This is a genomic window from Halococcus sediminicola (assembly GCF_000755245.1).
Lineage (GTDB): Archaea > Halobacteriota > Halobacteria > Halobacteriales > Halococcaceae > Halococcus > Halococcus sediminicola.
In genome coordinates this window covers 103,907-118,746 of record NZ_BBMP01000006.1, presented here as the reverse complement: position 1 = coordinate 118,746, position 14,840 = coordinate 103,907, and the positions used below count along the sequence as shown (strand labels likewise).

The window sequence follows — 14,840 nt, the reverse complement described above, 5'->3', positions numbered from 1 at the left end:
TAACGGATAGATCGAAGCGAAAACCGATTCAGAACAGCGCGGCAGCCGCGTCGACGGCCGGCTGTGAGACGAATCCGAAGGCGGGAATCAGCAGCACCGTGACGACCGCGGCGGCGACCACGGCAGTGTAGAGACCGAGCGGGTAGCTCTCGATGGTGCGCTCGCCGTTCGCGTCCTCGAACCAGAGCGCGCGGACCACGCGCAGGTAGTAGTACAGCGAGAGCACGCTGTTGATGATGGCGATGCCCGCGAGCCACCAGAAGCCCGCGCCGACGGCCGCGCCGAACAGGAAGTACTTCGAGAGGAACCCACCGCCGAGCGGGATGCCGGCGAGGCTCAGCATGAACACCGACATCGCCGCACAGGCGATCGGGGCCTGCGAGCCGAGTCCGTTGTAGTCCTCGAAGGTCCGGCCGACCTCCCAGTGTTCTGCGAGCGCGATGAACAGGAAGGCACCGGTGTTCATGAACCCGTAGACCAAGAGATGGGTCATGCTCATACCCAACACGAGCGCGTTCTGACCGCCGCCGAGGGCCGCCAGCCCGATGAGCACGTAGCCCGCCTGCCCGATCGAGGAGTAGGCCAACATCCGCTTGACGTTGTCCTGGGTCGCGGCGGCGAAGTTGCCGAGCGTCATCGTCACCACGGCCAGAACTTGGAAGGCGAGCACCCAATCCACGCTGGAGACGATGTCGAGGCCGAAGGCCATCGTGAACACGCGGAAGGCAACGACGAACCCGGCGGCCTTCGATGCCGACGAGAGGAACGCCGAGATCGGTCCCGGTGCGCCCTCGTAAGCCTCCGGTGCCCAGAAGTGGAACGGCACGCTCGCGGTCTTGAACGCGAACCCGCCGAGCACCATCAGCACGCCGATGCCGAGCATGCCTGTGAGACCACTGTTTTGAACGTTCTCGGCGACCGTCTCGAATAGCAGCCCGCCGGTGACGCCGTAGACGAGGCTGATGCCGTAGAGGAGGATCGACGACGAGAGCGCGCCGATGAGGAGATACTTCAGGCTGGCCTCGACGCTGCCGCGGTTGTCCTTCATGAACGCGACCAGCGCGTAGGAGGGCAACGAGAGCAACTCGAAGCTCACGAACACGACCGCGAGACTGCCCGCCGAGGCCATCAGCGCCATCCCGGTGGTGGCGAGCATGACGAGCGCGTAGTATTCGGCCTGCTCGGTCTCGCCGGCGAGGTAGTCGTAGCTCGCCAGCGTGACGAGCGCCGCAACGCTCGTGAAGATCACCGTGAAGAAGAGGCTCATCCCGTCGACGATGAGCTGGCCGCCGTAGATGGAGATGCCACCATCGGTGCCCGTCCCGGTGACGAGCAGCCCGGCCGCCGCGGCGAGGGCGGCCAGTGTCCCCACGAGCGTCGTGCCCGCGAGCAGGTTCCGGTTTTTCGTGTGCGGGCTGATGCTGTCGATGACCAGCAGCACGAGCGCCGTGAGCGCGAGCAGCAGCGTCGGCGCGAGCGTCGCCCAGTCGGGAAGCGGAGCCATCTACAGCCCACCCCCCAGCATCGGACCGACCGCATCGGTGATCATGTCGAAGAAGATGTTCGGCGCAGTACCAAGGACGATGACGAACACGACCAGCACCGCCAGCGGCACGATGTCGTGGACGGCCGCCCGCCCCACCTGATAGTCGGTTTCGAGGCGGTACTCTCCAAAGAGGGTGCGCTGCATCGCGTAGAGGAAGTAGCCCGCGACGATGACGATGCCGAACATCGACACCGCCGTGAAGACCATCGACCCGGCGAAGTCGGCGGCGAACGCGCCCTGGAAGATGAAGTACTCGCCCATGAAGCCGGCCATGAACGGCAGCCCCATGTAGCCGAACGAGCCCGCGACGAACATGCCGGTCGTGACCGGCATGCGGTCGGCGAGCCCGGACATATCGCCGACCATCCGCGTGTGCGTCGTGTTGTAGATGACGCCGACGCAGGCGAAGAGCAGGCCCGAGAGCAGCCCATGAGAGATCATCTGGAAGGTCGCCCCGCCCAGCCCGTATTCGGTGTAGGCGATCAATCCGAGGATGACGAAGCCCATCGAGGAGATCGAGGAGTAGGCGACGATGCGTTTGAGGTCCTGTTGGGCGAGCGCGAGCATCGCACCGTAGATGACCGAGACGGCCGCCAACAGCGCGATGAAGGGCGCGAGCTCTGCGGCGACGTCGGGCAGCATGGTGAAGTTGAATCGCAGCAGGGCATACGTCCCCATCTTCAACAACACACCGGCCAGCATCACCGACGCTGGCGTCGGCGCTTCGACGTGAGCGTCTGGCAGCCACGTGTGGACCGGGACGATGGGTACCTTGACCGCGAAGCCGGCGAACATGGCGATGAAGGCCACGGTCTTGATGGTTCCCGGCGCGACGCCAGCGAGCGAGCCGAGTTCACCGGCGCGGATCGCCTGTGTGATCGCCGGCATGTCGAGCGTCGACACCGAATCGCCGAGTCCGAACACGAGCGCCATGAACCCGAGGAACATCACCAGCGTCGCGAGGTTGGTGTAGACGAAGAACTTCACGGCGGCGTACTTTCTCCGTGGGCCGCCCCAGACGCCGATGAGCATGTACATCGGGACCAGCACGACCTCCCAGAAGACGAGCCACGCGAAGAAATCGAGCGCGACGAACACGCCGAGCAGGCCCGCTTCGAGGAGCAGCATCAGCCCGTAGAACTGCGAGCGCCGCTCGTCGATGGGCGTCCACGCCGTCAGGATGGCCAGCGTCGTCAGCAGCGTGGCGAGGACGACCAGCGGCATGCTGATGCCGTCGACGCCGACGTGCCAATTGATTGCATACGGTCCCAGCGATATCCACTGGACCATCGTCTCGTAGGCCAAATCGCCACCCGCGAGGAAGGCGTTGCCCGAACCGTCGAAGTCGAACCACATGACGAGGCTCGTCACGAGCGGGAACAGACTCGCCGCGAGCGCACCCATGGGCGCGTACTCGTCGGGCAGGACGAACACCACGACCGCACCGACGAGACAGAACGCGAGCAGGAGTTCGATGATCACTCAGAACCACCCCCCGAGCAGGCCGAAGACCACCAACAGCGCCACCAGTCCGAGCGAGAGCAGCGCGGCGTAGTTGGTGACGACACCAGTTTGGACGCGCTTGACGCGACTGCCCGAAAAGAGGCTCACGCCCGAAACGCCGTTGACGACGCCGTCGATGACTCCCTGGTCGAACGTATCGGCCGCGCGCGCGACCCGTGCGGTCGCGTTCGCCAGCCAGACTTGATACTCGTCTTGGTAGTAATTGCTCATGAGTAGCGTTTTGAGACTGCCGAGTCGGTCGGTGTGTGCGTCGGGTGCGGGACCACGGTAGAGGACGTAGGCCAGTCCCGCGCCGGCGAGCGCGAGCGCCAGCGAGACTACGGCCGGAATCAGCGGCGAGAGTTCGGCCGCGGTGTAGCCCGCGACGTCGTGTAGCAGTTCGCCGTAGTGTTCGGAGTTCACGCCCGTGATACCGTGTTCGAGCCACTTGTGGAGGAACTCGATTTCGAGTCCCGTGAGTTCGGCCACCGGCACCATGTTGATGAAACCGGCGACGACCGCGAGCACTCCCAGCACGGCGAGCGGACCCTTGACGTTCCAGCCCACGCCGTGGGGGTTTCTGGCGGTGTCGCTGCGTGGCTCGCCGTGGAAGGTCAAGAGGACCATCCGGAAAGTATAGAATCCGGTGAAGAGCACGGCGAGCAGGCCCATCGCGTACGCACCCAACAGGAGCGGGTCGTTGAGGCCGTGGACGAGCGCCTCGTAGAGCACCTCGTCTTTTGACCAGAAGCCCGCAAAGGGGAAGATGCCCGCGAGCGCCAAGGAGCCGGCGAGGAAGGTCCAGTAGGTGACGGGCATTCGGTCCTTGAGGCCACCCATGTCCCACATGTCCTCGTTGTGGTGCATGGCGATGATGACCGAGCCAGCGCCGAGGAAGAGGAGTGCCTTGAAGAAGGCGTGGGTCATCAGGTGGAAGGTCGCGGCGACGTAGCCGCCGACGCCGAGCCCGAGCATCATGTACCCGTATTGGGAGATGGTCGAGTACGCGAGCACCTGCTTGATCTCGCGTTTGACGACCGCCATCGACGCCGCGAACAGCGCGGTGAACCCGCCGATGAACGCGATGATGGCGAGCACAGTGGGCAGCAGCGCGTAGAAACCGTACATACGCGCGACGAGGTAGACACCGGCGGCGACCATCGTCGCGGCGTGGATGAGCGCCGACACGGGGGTAGGGCCTTCCATCGCGTCGGGCAACCACGTGTGCAGCGGGAACTGGGCGGACTTGCCGATGACGCCGCCGAGCACGAGCAGTCCGAGAACCGCGAACCACGTCTGTGCGCTGAAACCGAACGTGGAGACGTCGCCCGCATTGCCGGCGAGGGCCTCCTCGGCGAGTCGCACAAAGCTCTCGGGACCGGCGAAGGTCGCCGTTCCGAAGGTGGCGAAGACGGCGACGACGCCGACGAGGAAGAAGTAATCACCGAAGCGAGTGACTAAGAAGGCCTTCTTCGCCGCGCTCGGCGGCGCATCGTCGCGGAACCAGAAGCCGATGAGCAGCCACGAGCAGAGGCCGACCATCTCGAAGAACATGAACGCCATGAAGAGGTTGTCGGCCAGGACGAATCCGAGCATGCTCGCCGTGAACAGCCCGAGACCGGCGTAGTAGCGGGGCAGACCGATCTCGCCCTCGTCGTTCATGTAGCCGAGACTGAAGACGTGGACGAGAAAGGCCACCAAGGAAACGATGATCAGCATCATCGCCGCGAGCGGGTCAATGAGGATTCCGAGGTGGAGGTCGAACGCCTCGGGCGAGACGAACGTGTAGAGCACCTGATTGTAGGAGCTGCCGCCCGCAACGGTGAACGCCATCCAAATCGAGAGGACGAGCGAGCCGCCGGTGGCGAGGATGCCCGCGAGCGCGCCGCGTTTGGGCATGTACTTGCCCGCGAAGAGCGCGATGACGAACGAGGCGAGCGGCAGGAGCGCGATCGCCGGCGCGTAATCGAATGCCGCCATTGTCACCACCTCATCGTCGCTGCTTCAGTCACGTCCACGCCGCGGAAGTTGCGGTAGAGGACGAGGACGATGCCGATGCCGACCGCGACCTCCGCCGCGGCGAGTGCGATCGTGAACAAACTGAACACCTGTCCGGTGAGATTCCCGTGCTGGAACGAAAAGGCAACGAAGTTGATGTTGGCAGCGGTGAGCATGAGTTCCACACTCATGAGGAAGACGAGCGCGTTCCGGCGGGTGAGAATCCCGAACAGACCGATACAGAACAGCCCTGCCGACAGGAGGAGGTAGTACTGGACGGGAACCATCAGCGACCCTCCCTCTCGCTCGCCACGTCGCGGCCACCGTCGGCGCGCGCGGCGGTTTCTGATTCGTCGTCGGCGTCGCGGTCTGGCGAGACGAACCGGAGCGCGCCGGCGATACGACCGTTCTCCTCGGTCTTCGCGAGCATCACCGCGGCCGCGAGCGCCGCGACGAGCGCGAGGTCGATGATCTCGAAGGCGACCAGGAAACCCTCGCTCGGGTAGGCCCCGCCGTCGAGATTGAACAGAGCGTAGCCGATCGATGCCGTCACCGACCCGCCACCGGGAAAGCCCGCCGGCGCGTCGAACGAACTCGTCAGGAAGACGGCGGCGAAGACGACGAACAGCGCGACCGCGACGAGACCGGGCAGGAGGTGACTGCCAAGTCGCAGTTTCGGTCGGGAGGTCACGACACTGCCTCCTTCGGGTCGTCGACGCGGGTCAACATCACCGCGAAGGTGATGAGGATGAGCACGCCGCCGACGTAGACGAGGATTTGCATCGCGGCGAGGAACTCCGCGCTCATCATCACGTAGTGGATGGCGACGCTCAGAAGCGCCACCCCGAGCATGAGCGCCGAGTGCCAGACGTCCTCCATGAGGACGACGCCGGCGGCGCTCCCAACGGTGACGAGCGCGAACAGCGCAAACGCGACCGTCTCGTACGGTAAAGCTGCCATTGTGCCACCTCGTATGGGATGGTGTTTGAAGGTTTCGAGACCCGCGCGAGCGCGTGGCGGCGACCGATCAGCTATCGGGCTCGCCGTCGGCGACGACGCGCGTGAGTTCGAAGGCCGTATTGTCGCCGCCATCCGCGACCTCGATGCCGATTTCGTAGGCTGCGCCGCTCCCCTCGGGGACCTCGAAGCTGCCCCCGCCCGCCGTCCGTGCCCCACCGGCGTCGAATCGGCGTTGGGCGACGGTGCGCGCCTCACCGTCCGGGTCGGCCACGATCGTCACTCGGACCGCGACGAGGTCGCTATCGGCGTCGGTGACGTTCCAGCCGACGTCGAAGCGCGCCGTCCCACCCGCCGACCGGTCGGTGACGGTGAACGATTCGACCGTCGGTGCGGCCGATGTGGCCGTGTCGGCCGTGGCCGTTTCAGTCGTGTCCGTCCGGGTCGGCGTGGGCGTTGCAGTCGGTGTCGATCCGTCGGTTGCGGTCGCCGTCGCTTTCGCCGTATCGGTCGGCGTCCGTACGTCGGGCGTCGTGTCCGCTCGCTCCCCCGGCGCGTCGGTCGTCGTGGTCTGCTCGCCGGCGAGTTCGCCACCGGACGTGTCGCCCGGTTCGGTCGTTCCGTTCGCCGCCCCAGCATCGTCGGAGCCACCGCCGAACAGTCCGGTCACGGCGCTCAATACGAACGGATAGGCGACGGCAGCGAACAGGAGAAGGGCGACGACGAACACGGCAGCGGCGACGGCTCTCCGCGGAACACGGTCGTCGGTCGCGTCGGCGTCGGCCGCCCGCTCGTCGCCGAAGACGAACCCGCCGTGGTCGTCGGCTCGGTCGTCGTCCATTCACCACTCACCGAGTGATAGATCGCTCTCGACGGGTTCGGGCGACCGTCGGTCCCGATAGCGATTCGTCACGGCCGGATGTCAGGGATACGAACGCTGCAGGGCGATCTCCCCGTCGGCGTTCTCGACGGTCATCGTGTCGGCCCCGTTGTTCCAGACCTCGTTCGCTCGCCCCCAGTACAGTTCCGTGTCGGTGTCCGTGCCGCTGCCGGTGTAGAGCGTGACCCGTGCGCCCGGTTCGAGCGTGAACCCGTCGGGGAACGTGTAGGTCGTGTCCGAATCGTCCGCGACCGTCCAGCCCGAGAGGTTCAACGGACCGTCGCCAGTGTTCTCGTAGGTGATGTACTCGTCGTTCAGGTTGTTGGCGTCGGTGCCGTCGGCGTCGGCGCTCAGGCCCGCGACCGCGAGTTCGCCTTCGCCATTGGAGCCGTCGCCGCTGGAGTCACCGGTGGCGATCGATCGCAGCGCGCCCTCGATCTTCGAGAGCACGTCGTCCTTCCCGGTGATGCCGTGGCGCTTGGCGATGAATCGGGGGTCGTTGTAGGCGACTTCGACGTCCCCACCCTCGTCCTCGTAGACGAGCATCTTTTGGGGAAGGTCGATGCCGATGGACTGATTGGCCTGCATCAGCGGCGTGCCGAGGTTCGGGTTCCCGAAGACCAGCAGCGTCGTGGGCCGGAGGTCCATCCCTACTGAATCGGCGTTCGCGGCGTGATCGACGCTCGTCACGAGCGAGATGGCGTCCTTGGATGCGAGCGCGTTCTCGATGCGCGTCACGGTGGCATCGACGCTCTCGTCGCCCGCGACGGTCACGACACCGTCGCCGCCGGCGAGCAGACCGCTCGGGTCGGCCTTCGAACTCTCCACGTCGCCGCCAGCGAGCGCTTCGAGCACGGTAGCGATCTTCTCCAAGCGACCGTTCTGCCCCGTGATGTCGTGGCGTTCGGCGAGATACTCGGGAGCGTTGTAGGCCACGTTCGTCTGGCCGCCCTCGTCCTCGTAGACGAGCATCTTTTGGGGAAGGTCGATCCCGGTGGACTGACTCGCCTGCATCAGCGGCGTTCCAATGGAGGGATTGCCGAAGACCAGCAGCGTCGTCGGCCGGAGGTCCATCCCCACCGAATTGGCGTTCGCGGCGTGGTCGACAGTTGCGATGGATTTCAAGCCCTTTTTCTCGATCATTCCCTTGATGCGTTCGACGGTCGCCGAAACGCTCGCGTCGCTCGTCGCGGTCACGAGACCGTTCCCGTCACCGCCGTCCTCGCCGACGATGAACTGCTTGGCGATCGGTAGGACCTGATCCATCGAGCGCGCGGGGTTGAAGGCGTTCGGTGCGGGCCGCTGGAGGTTTAGGAGTTGGAAATACGTCTGGTGATTCGCCTCGACGGAGTGAATCGAGAGCGCGGCCGCGAGCACCTCGTCGCTATCGATCAGCGGCGCGGCACCGGCGTAAGCGGAGACGCCGACGGCTTCGAGGCGGTCGGCGACCGCGACGAACTCCTGAATCGACGAGTACGGGAACTCGTATTCGGCGGCCTCGACTGGGGTGCCGCCGAGGTCCTCGATGGTTTCGGTGAGCGTCTCGACGTGAGCCTCTTCGTGGTCGCGTACGTCCTGAATCTGCTGGTAGGTCGAATACTGGAGTGTCGGCCGTGCGAAATACCGTGCGACCTCCGAGCGCTCGACCTCGCTTTCGGAGTAGTTGTCGAGGAAGTCGTTGTAGTAGGCCGCTTCGAGGTGTTCGAGCGTGAGCGCGTAGTTCAACACGTCGACGTCACTCACGTCGTCGCTGTTCTCGCCGCTACTATCGCCGTTGTCGTCGTTGGCGGCCGCGACGCCGGCGACCGACAGCGCGGCCACACCCGCGCCGACGAGCGTCGCATCACCCATGAACGCCCGCCGCGAACGTCCGTTCTCGCTGCGTCGATCCTGTCTCTCGGTCGAATCGTCCATACAGTCGTCTCGTCCACTAACGGTAAAAATCTATGCCGGAGTGATACCCGATTTCATATACGGGCGAATCCAGTCGGCTCCTCGCATCGAGTTCTCAGTCCCGACTGGTCCGCTCACGAACCCGGACGCTCTCGGCGTGGGCTTCCAGCCCCTCGGCCTCCGCGAGCGTCGTCACCGTCTCGCCGAGCGCATCGAGCGCGTCCGCCGGGAGCCGCTGGACGGTCGTCGAGCGCAGGAACGTCTCGACCGATAATCCACCCGTGGTGCGCGCCTCGCCGCCGGTCGGCAGCACGTGGTTCGGTCCGGCGGCGTAATCGCCCGCCGCCACAGGGCTGTGGGGGCCGAGAAAGACGCTTCCCGCACTACTGATACGGTCGAGCAGCGCCTCGTCATCCTCGGCCTGAATCGAGAGGTGTTCGGCGGCGTATTCCTCACAGAAGAGGACTGCCTCGGGCATCGAGCGCGCCACGAAGACGCCGCTGGCGTCGTTGCCGAGCGCCTCGCGGATGACGTCCGCGCGCTCACGGTCGTCGATCTGCCGGTCGATGGCCGCGACGACGTCGTCGGCGAGGGTTTCGTCGTCGGTGATGGCGACGACCGACGCCGCCGAGTCGTGTTCGGCCTGTGCGAGGAGGTCCGCCGCGACGAATTCGGGGTTGGCTGAATCGTCGGCGAGCACACATATCTCGCTCGGGCCAGCTAAAAAGTCGATGGCACAGTCGTTTCGTACTGCTGCCTTGGCCGCGGTCACCCACCGATTGCCCGGCCCGACGATCTTCTGCACGCGGGAGACGGTTTCGGTGCCGTAGGCGAGCGCGGCGATGGCCTGTGCGCCGCCCACTTGATGAATTTCGTCCGCGCCGGCGACGTGCAGCGCCGCGAGGGTCGCCGTGCTGAGGTCGTCGGCCGGCGGCGTGGCGACTGCCACCTGCTCGACGCCAGCGACTTTCGCAGGGATGACCGTCATCAGCGCGCTTGAAGGGTAGGCCGCGCCACCACCGGGGACGTACGCACCGACGCGCTCGGTCGGGCGGTAGCGCCGCCCGAGTTCGCGGCCGTCGAACGACTCGCGCCAGTCGTCGGGCAGTTGGCGCTCGTGGAAGGCCTCGATGTTTTCGGCGGCGGTCTCGATGGCCTCTCGAAGGTCTGCGTCGATGTCCTCGTGGGCGCGCTCTGCGGCATCGGTCACGTCGATGGTCCCCACGGTAGTGTCGTCGAACTCCTCGGCGTAGGCGCGCAGCGCGGCGTCGCCCTCCTCGCGCACGCGCTCGATGATGTCCTCGACGTCCGTCTCGATGGCGTCGATGCCGGCGTCGCGCTTGAACAGCGCGTGTCGCCTGTCGGGCGGGAGGTCCGCAACGGTGTTGACGTCCATACGGGTGGTTCGGAGTCGGCGCGAAAACGGTTTGTGGTCTCTCACTCCTCGATTTCGACGATGTGGAGTTTCGAGAGCACCGCGCGCACGAGGAGATAGCAGACCAGCGCGAACGCAAGCAGGGTCGTCGGCGCGGCGAGGACGCGCGCGGTGCGGTAGGGAATCACGAGCCGCGAGAAGCCGAGTATCAGGAAGCTCAGCAGAACCAGCCCGAACGCGAGCACCGAGAGTTTCACGAAGCCACTCCTGTTCATTCGGCCGGCGGTACGGCGGTCTCGAATATAAATCCGAGATCGAGCACGTCCACTACTGTCGTCTGCTGTGCTCGATTTCGTTTGCTCGCCGCCAGCTAGGCAGTGGGGTAGCGGCTGCGGTGCGGTTCCTGGTGTCTGTGGTCGCTCTGCGACCGCAGGCACAGGAGAGTTTGCTCTCCTAGTGGATGAAGGGCGAGCATCCCGAAGGGATGCGAGGGCTTCGGCGGTGCTATGCGGTTGCGGAGAGCGTCAGCATCCGCGCGAGTGGAACGAGTGCGGTTCACGAGAGACACGAAGCGTCTCTCTAGCTCTCGTTCACTCCTTGCGGTCGTTCACGAGAACACCGTGAACGAGGCGAAGCCGAGTGAGCGGACGTTTTCGGTCCAGATTTTTGGCGGAGTTGAGCGAACGAGCGGAGCGAGTGAAGCGATACCCCGAAGTAAAATGGTGGGAAGGTATCGCCCGGAACACTAACCACCGGCCTCATCGCAGGCGGTGTGCCGTCTCAGCCGGTAAACCCTATGCCGGGCGGGCCGTCGGTGGCCATCCACGGCCGGCTCGCGCCGGCCTCGCAGTCGGTCGCGTGTGGCGCAACCAATGTCGCACGCCGGGGTTCGTCGCGCGTCATCGCGTCCGTATGGACGTGCTCGGACGAGGACTACGGCGCGCACTTCTTCTACGTGGCACAGCCATAAACCGTCCGTGGCTCAGACGGCGTACTCCGATTCCCGAATCTGCACGTATCTGTCGTTGCGGTAGCCGAACTTCGCGCGGCCGTAGCGGGCGAGCACCGAGAGACCGGCACGACCCGAAAACGGCACTCGGAGCGGGCTGAAGCGACCGTCGTTGAGCATGCGTCCGACCGATTGGAAGGCGTCGTCCCAGTCGGGTGGTTCGAAGTCGGCCACGACGTCGGCCATCGAGACGTTGCGGAGGATTTCGTCGCCGACCGCGCGCTTCCACTCGCGGTTGTAGGCGTCGAGTGCGCCCGCGCCGGCGAGCGAACCCGCGATCTTCCCCGTGCGCACCGCCACGTGGTCGCCGCCCTCGTGGAACGCGGAGGTTGCGCCCATCGCGCCGCCGACGATGGCGACGTTCGCGCCCACGGGCGAGTCGATCGGTCGCGTCGAGGAGATGGGATAGGTCTCGGTCCCGCCGCGCTTGCCGCGATTCTCGACCAGCGGGAAGTCGTCGAGGTCGTAGTCGGGATACTCGCTTTCGAGCAGCCGTTCGACGTACTCCTTGCCCGCTGGCACGGTCGTGTCGTCGGGTTCGAGCAATCGATAGCGCTCCGGATTGCGCACCTCGTCGATGTCGAGACCGATGGGCATCGTCAGTCCCACGCGGGCCACGCAGTTCTCGTTCGGGAACACCCACGGGTAGGCCGTGTGGCCGGGCATCGAACCCCACCAGAACTTGATGAGGTCGTCGTCGAACAGTTCGGGCGGAAACTCTCGATACTCCTGATAGGCGATGTGGTTCGCGCGGTTCGCGGCGAGGTTATGGAGGCGCTGCTCCGCGACGAACTCGGCGAGCACCCCACGGGTGATCGTTCGCTGTGGCCCGTCGGCGAGAATCAGGTAGTCGGTCTCGATTTCGTGGCCATCGCGCAGGGTGAGGGTATGAGTTCCGCGGCGGTCGATGTCGACGTCACGAACGCTCGTGCCGACGCGGTAGTCAGCGCCGGCGGCCACGCAGCGCTCGCCGAGCCAGTCGTCGAAGCGCGCGCGGTGGAAGGTGAAGCCGAAATCGGGATAGGAACTGCCCATCCCCGTCTCCCGAATCGTGATGCGCTCGGTGGGACCGGCGAAGGTCGCCCCGTCGAGTTCTCGGAGGATCACGTCCTCGGGAATCGCCTCGGGGAGGTCCATCAGGTCGACCCAGTAATCGAGCATGCCGGCGGCGTCCGTCGAGTCGGGGCCCAGTCCCTCGCGGTCCTCGCGCGGGACGCCCTTTTCGAGCACTACCGTGTCGGCTCCCTGTCGTGCTGCCGCCCGCCCGGCCGAGGTACCCGCCGGGCCACCGCCGACGACCGCCACGTCGATCCGCTCCATACCAGTCGAGCCAGCGCCGCGGATAAAGGTCTCCCGTTCGGCGCTCGCCGTCGCGGGCCGCCGACAAGCGATATTAATAGCCCCGGGGTCGAACGCCGGCCATGACGCGAACGGAACCGGCGGCGAACGACGGCCCGGACGTGATGGTGCGCAGAGAAGGTGTTCACGGCATGCCGACGAGCGAGTACGCGACCGCGCTGCGCGAGCGCCTCCCGAAGTACGACATCCGACTGGCGCGCACACCCGACGAAGAGGCCGATTTCGCCGCGAACGCACCGGTCATCGCCGGCACGAGCATCGACGAGGACCTCCTCGATCGCGCCGGAAATCTGGCGCTGTTCGCCTCCTCATACGCCGGCTACGGCCACCTTCCGATGGACGCCATCGAAAGTCATGGGGTGAGCGTGACGACCGCCTCGGGGGTTCATGGCCCGAACATCGCCGAGGACGTACTGGGATACCTGCTCGCGCTCACCCGTCGCCATCACGTGGGCTGGCGACGCAAACGACACCGCGAGTGGCGTGCCTATCCGGTCGGCGAGTTCGCCGGCTCGACGGTGACGGTCGCGGGACTAGGCGCACTCGGTAGCGCCGTCGTCGAGCGCTTACAAGGTTTCGACGTCGACACCATCGGGATTCGTCACTCGCCCGAGAAGGGTGGGCCGACCGAGGAGGTGGTGGGTCCCGACCGCCTGCACGAAACGCTCGCCCGCACCGACCACCTCGTGCTCACGGTCCCGCTGACCGACGAGACCGAAGGGATGATCGGTGAATCGGAGTTCACCACGCTGCCGCCGGATGCGATAGTCGTGAACGTCGCGCGCGGACCCGTCATCGACACGGAGGCGCTCATCTCGGCGATTCGGTCGAACGCGATCGGGGGTGCGGCCCTCGACGTGACCGACCCCGAACCGCTGCCCGAAGACCACCCGCTCTGGGGGTTCGAGAACGTCCTGATCACGCCGCACAACGCCGGCAACTCCCCGAAATACTACGAGCGTCTCGCGGACATCCTCGCCGAGAACCTGCGACGGGTGGAGGAGACGGGCGAGTACGAGGGGCTGAAAAACCAGGTCGCGTAGCTCAGACCCAGCCCTCTTCGACCAGCAGTTCGCCGTTCAGAACGCTCGCGCCAGCCGCCCCGCGCAGGGTGTTGTGCGCGAGGCAGTTGTACTGCACCCCATCCGAGGTCTCGCGGATGCCGCCGGCCGCGACGCCCATTCCGTCGCCGACCATCCGGTCGAGGCGGGGCTGTGGGCGGTCCGGCTCGTCGAAGACCTCGATGAACTGCTCGGGAGAACTATGCAGGTCGAGCGAGGGAGCGTCGCGCATGGCCGCCGCGGCGTCCTCGGCGGTGATAGCCTCACGGGTTCCGGTCCAGACGTTTTCGAGGTGGCCGTCGAGGGTCGGAACGCGATTGCAGGAGGCGGCGACGTCGGCGTCGTGGTGGGTGAGTTCCGCGCCGTCGAACTCGCCGAGGAGCTTCTGGGACTCGGTCTCGATTTTCTCCTCCTCGCCGCCGATGTGGGGCAGCACGTTGTCGATGATCTCCATCGAGGTCACGCCGGAGTAGCCACCACCTGAAACCGCCTGCAGGGTGGCGACGTGGGCGGTCTCCAACCCGAAAGAATCGAGCGCCGCGAGCGTCGGGACGGCGGTGATGGTCGAGCAGTTCGGGTTCTTCACCAAGGCCCCATCCCAGCCCCGCTCGTCGCGCTGGACTTCGAGCAAGTCGAGGTGGTCGTGATTGATCTCGGGAATCGTCAGCGGCACGTCGTCGGCCATCCGCGCGTTCGAGGAGTTCGATGACACCACGAAGCCGGCCTCACAGAGGTCGGACTCGACGCGCTCGCCGACCGACGAGGGCAGCGACGAAAAGAGCAGATCGATGTCGTCGGGAATCGCCGCGGGGTCGGTCTCGCGGACTTCGAGATCGGCCACCTCGTCGGGGATGGGTGTCTCGATGCGCCACTTCGCTGCCTCGCGGTAGGGTCGCCCCGCGCTGTCGTCGCTCGCGGTCACGCAGGTAAGTTCGAATTCGGGATGGGGGTCGAGCAGTTGAATCAGCCGCTGTCCGACCGCGCCGGTCGCGCCGAGGACGCCAACGTGTGTCATTGCCCCGCGTAGGACAAACCCGATGAAAACTGTTCTGGTCGGCGCAGGTTCTATTAGGCGACCGCGCCCTGCTGCTTGCGCGCGACGTAGCCCGCGATGCGATTGCGAACGCCCTTCGACTCGACGTTCGTCAGCGCGGTGACGCTCTCCTTGTTGTGCTCGAAGTCCGTCGAGAACGCCTCCGGGTACTGTTCGAGCAGGAGATTGCCCGTCTTCTTGATGTAGGCCGGTTTGATCGCCATAC

The 14,840-nt window shown here is 65.8% G+C and carries 15 protein-coding genes and 1 pseudogene; 1 reads left to right on the top strand and 15 read right to left on the bottom strand.

The features are described 5' to 3' along the window. Window positions 1–28 precede the first annotated feature (28 nt). The 13 genes and pseudogenes from ACP97_RS03510 to ACP97_RS03455 form a co-directional block, all read right to left on the bottom strand. Window positions 29–1,504 (bottom strand): NADH-quinone oxidoreductase subunit N, encoded by a 1,476-nt coding sequence (locus ACP97_RS03510; protein ID WP_049996460.1) that lies wholly within the window; start codon window positions 1,502–1,504, stop codon window positions 29–31. Then, window positions 1,505–3,028: a complex I subunit 4 family protein gene (locus ACP97_RS03505; RefSeq protein ID WP_049996459.1), complete on the bottom strand. Its 1,524-nt coding sequence runs from the start codon at window positions 3,026–3,028 to the stop codon at window positions 1,505–1,507. It lies immediately after the preceding gene. Beyond that, complete coding sequence (gene nuoL / locus ACP97_RS03500) at window positions 3,029–5,029, bottom strand: NADH-quinone oxidoreductase subunit L (RefSeq protein WP_049996458.1); 2,001 nt, start codon at window positions 5,027–5,029, stop codon at window positions 3,029–3,031. A gap of 2 nt (window positions 5,030–5,031) precedes the next feature. Further along, window positions 5,032–5,334, bottom strand: coding sequence for an NADH-quinone oxidoreductase subunit NuoK (gene nuoK, locus ACP97_RS03495; RefSeq protein ID WP_049996457.1), 303 nt, complete (start codon window positions 5,332–5,334; stop codon window positions 5,032–5,034). Then, window positions 5,334–5,738, bottom strand: a complete 405-nt coding sequence (locus ACP97_RS03490; RefSeq protein WP_049996456.1) for a hypothetical protein — start codon at window positions 5,736–5,738, stop codon at window positions 5,334–5,336. Before ACP97_RS03490 ends, nuoK begins: the two co-directional genes overlap by 1 nt. Then, entirely contained in the window at window positions 5,735–6,007 is a 273-nt protein-coding gene (locus ACP97_RS03485) for an NADH-quinone oxidoreductase subunit J (RefSeq protein WP_049996455.1), read from the bottom strand. Before ACP97_RS03485 ends, ACP97_RS03490 begins: the two co-directional genes overlap by 4 nt. A 67-nt stretch (window positions 6,008–6,074) precedes the next feature. Continuing rightward, entirely contained in the window at window positions 6,075–6,845 is a 771-nt protein-coding gene (locus ACP97_RS03480) for a hypothetical protein (RefSeq protein WP_049996454.1), read from the bottom strand. An 81-nt stretch (window positions 6,846–6,926) separates the two neighbouring features. Beyond that, window positions 6,927–8,027 (bottom strand): DUF302 domain-containing protein, encoded by a 1,101-nt coding sequence (locus ACP97_RS21135; RefSeq protein WP_394297696.1) that lies wholly within the window; start codon window positions 8,025–8,027, stop codon window positions 6,927–6,929. Window positions 8,028–8,087: 60 nt separating this feature from the next. Continuing rightward, window positions 8,088–8,798: pseudogene (locus tag ACP97_RS21130) on the bottom strand (ferritin-like domain-containing protein); the annotation flags it as partial. Between the two features lie 94 nt (window positions 8,799–8,892). Next, a complete protein-coding gene (hisD, locus tag ACP97_RS03465; RefSeq protein WP_049996453.1) occupies window positions 8,893–10,173 on the bottom strand; it encodes a histidinol dehydrogenase in 1,281 nt (426 codons plus the stop codon). Window positions 10,174–10,214: 41 nt separating this feature from the next. Next, window positions 10,215–10,427 (bottom strand): hypothetical protein, encoded by a 213-nt coding sequence (locus ACP97_RS03460; RefSeq protein WP_049996452.1) that lies wholly within the window; start codon window positions 10,425–10,427, stop codon window positions 10,215–10,217. A gap of 505 nt (window positions 10,428–10,932) precedes the next feature. After that, complete coding sequence (locus ACP97_RS20985; protein WP_272913431.1) at window positions 10,933–11,055, bottom strand: hypothetical protein; 123 nt, start codon at window positions 11,053–11,055, stop codon at window positions 10,933–10,935. 79 nt (window positions 11,056–11,134) lie between these two features. Then, window positions 11,135–12,481 (bottom strand): NAD(P)/FAD-dependent oxidoreductase, encoded by a 1,347-nt coding sequence (locus ACP97_RS03455; RefSeq protein ID WP_049996451.1) that lies wholly within the window; start codon window positions 12,479–12,481, stop codon window positions 11,135–11,137. Between the two features lie 101 nt (window positions 12,482–12,582). Here ACP97_RS03455 and ACP97_RS03450 point away from each other — a divergent pair, with 101 nt between their 5' ends. Continuing rightward, window positions 12,583–13,563, top strand: coding sequence for a D-2-hydroxyacid dehydrogenase (locus ACP97_RS03450; protein WP_049996450.1), 981 nt, complete (start codon window positions 12,583–12,585; stop codon window positions 13,561–13,563). A gap of 1 nt (window position 13,564) precedes the next feature. Here the strand turns inward: ACP97_RS03450 and asd are convergent, their stop codons facing one another. Continuing rightward, window positions 13,565–14,596 carry an aspartate-semialdehyde dehydrogenase gene (gene asd / locus ACP97_RS03445; protein ID WP_049996449.1) on the bottom strand — a complete coding sequence of 344 codons (1,032 nt, stop codon included), beginning with the start codon at window positions 14,594–14,596 and terminating at the stop codon, window positions 13,565–13,567. Between the two features lie 53 nt (window positions 14,597–14,649). Beyond that, entirely contained in the window at window positions 14,650–14,838 is a 189-nt protein-coding gene (locus ACP97_RS03440; RefSeq protein ID WP_049996448.1) for a 30S ribosomal protein S17e, read from the bottom strand. Window positions 14,839–14,840 lie beyond the last annotated feature (2 nt).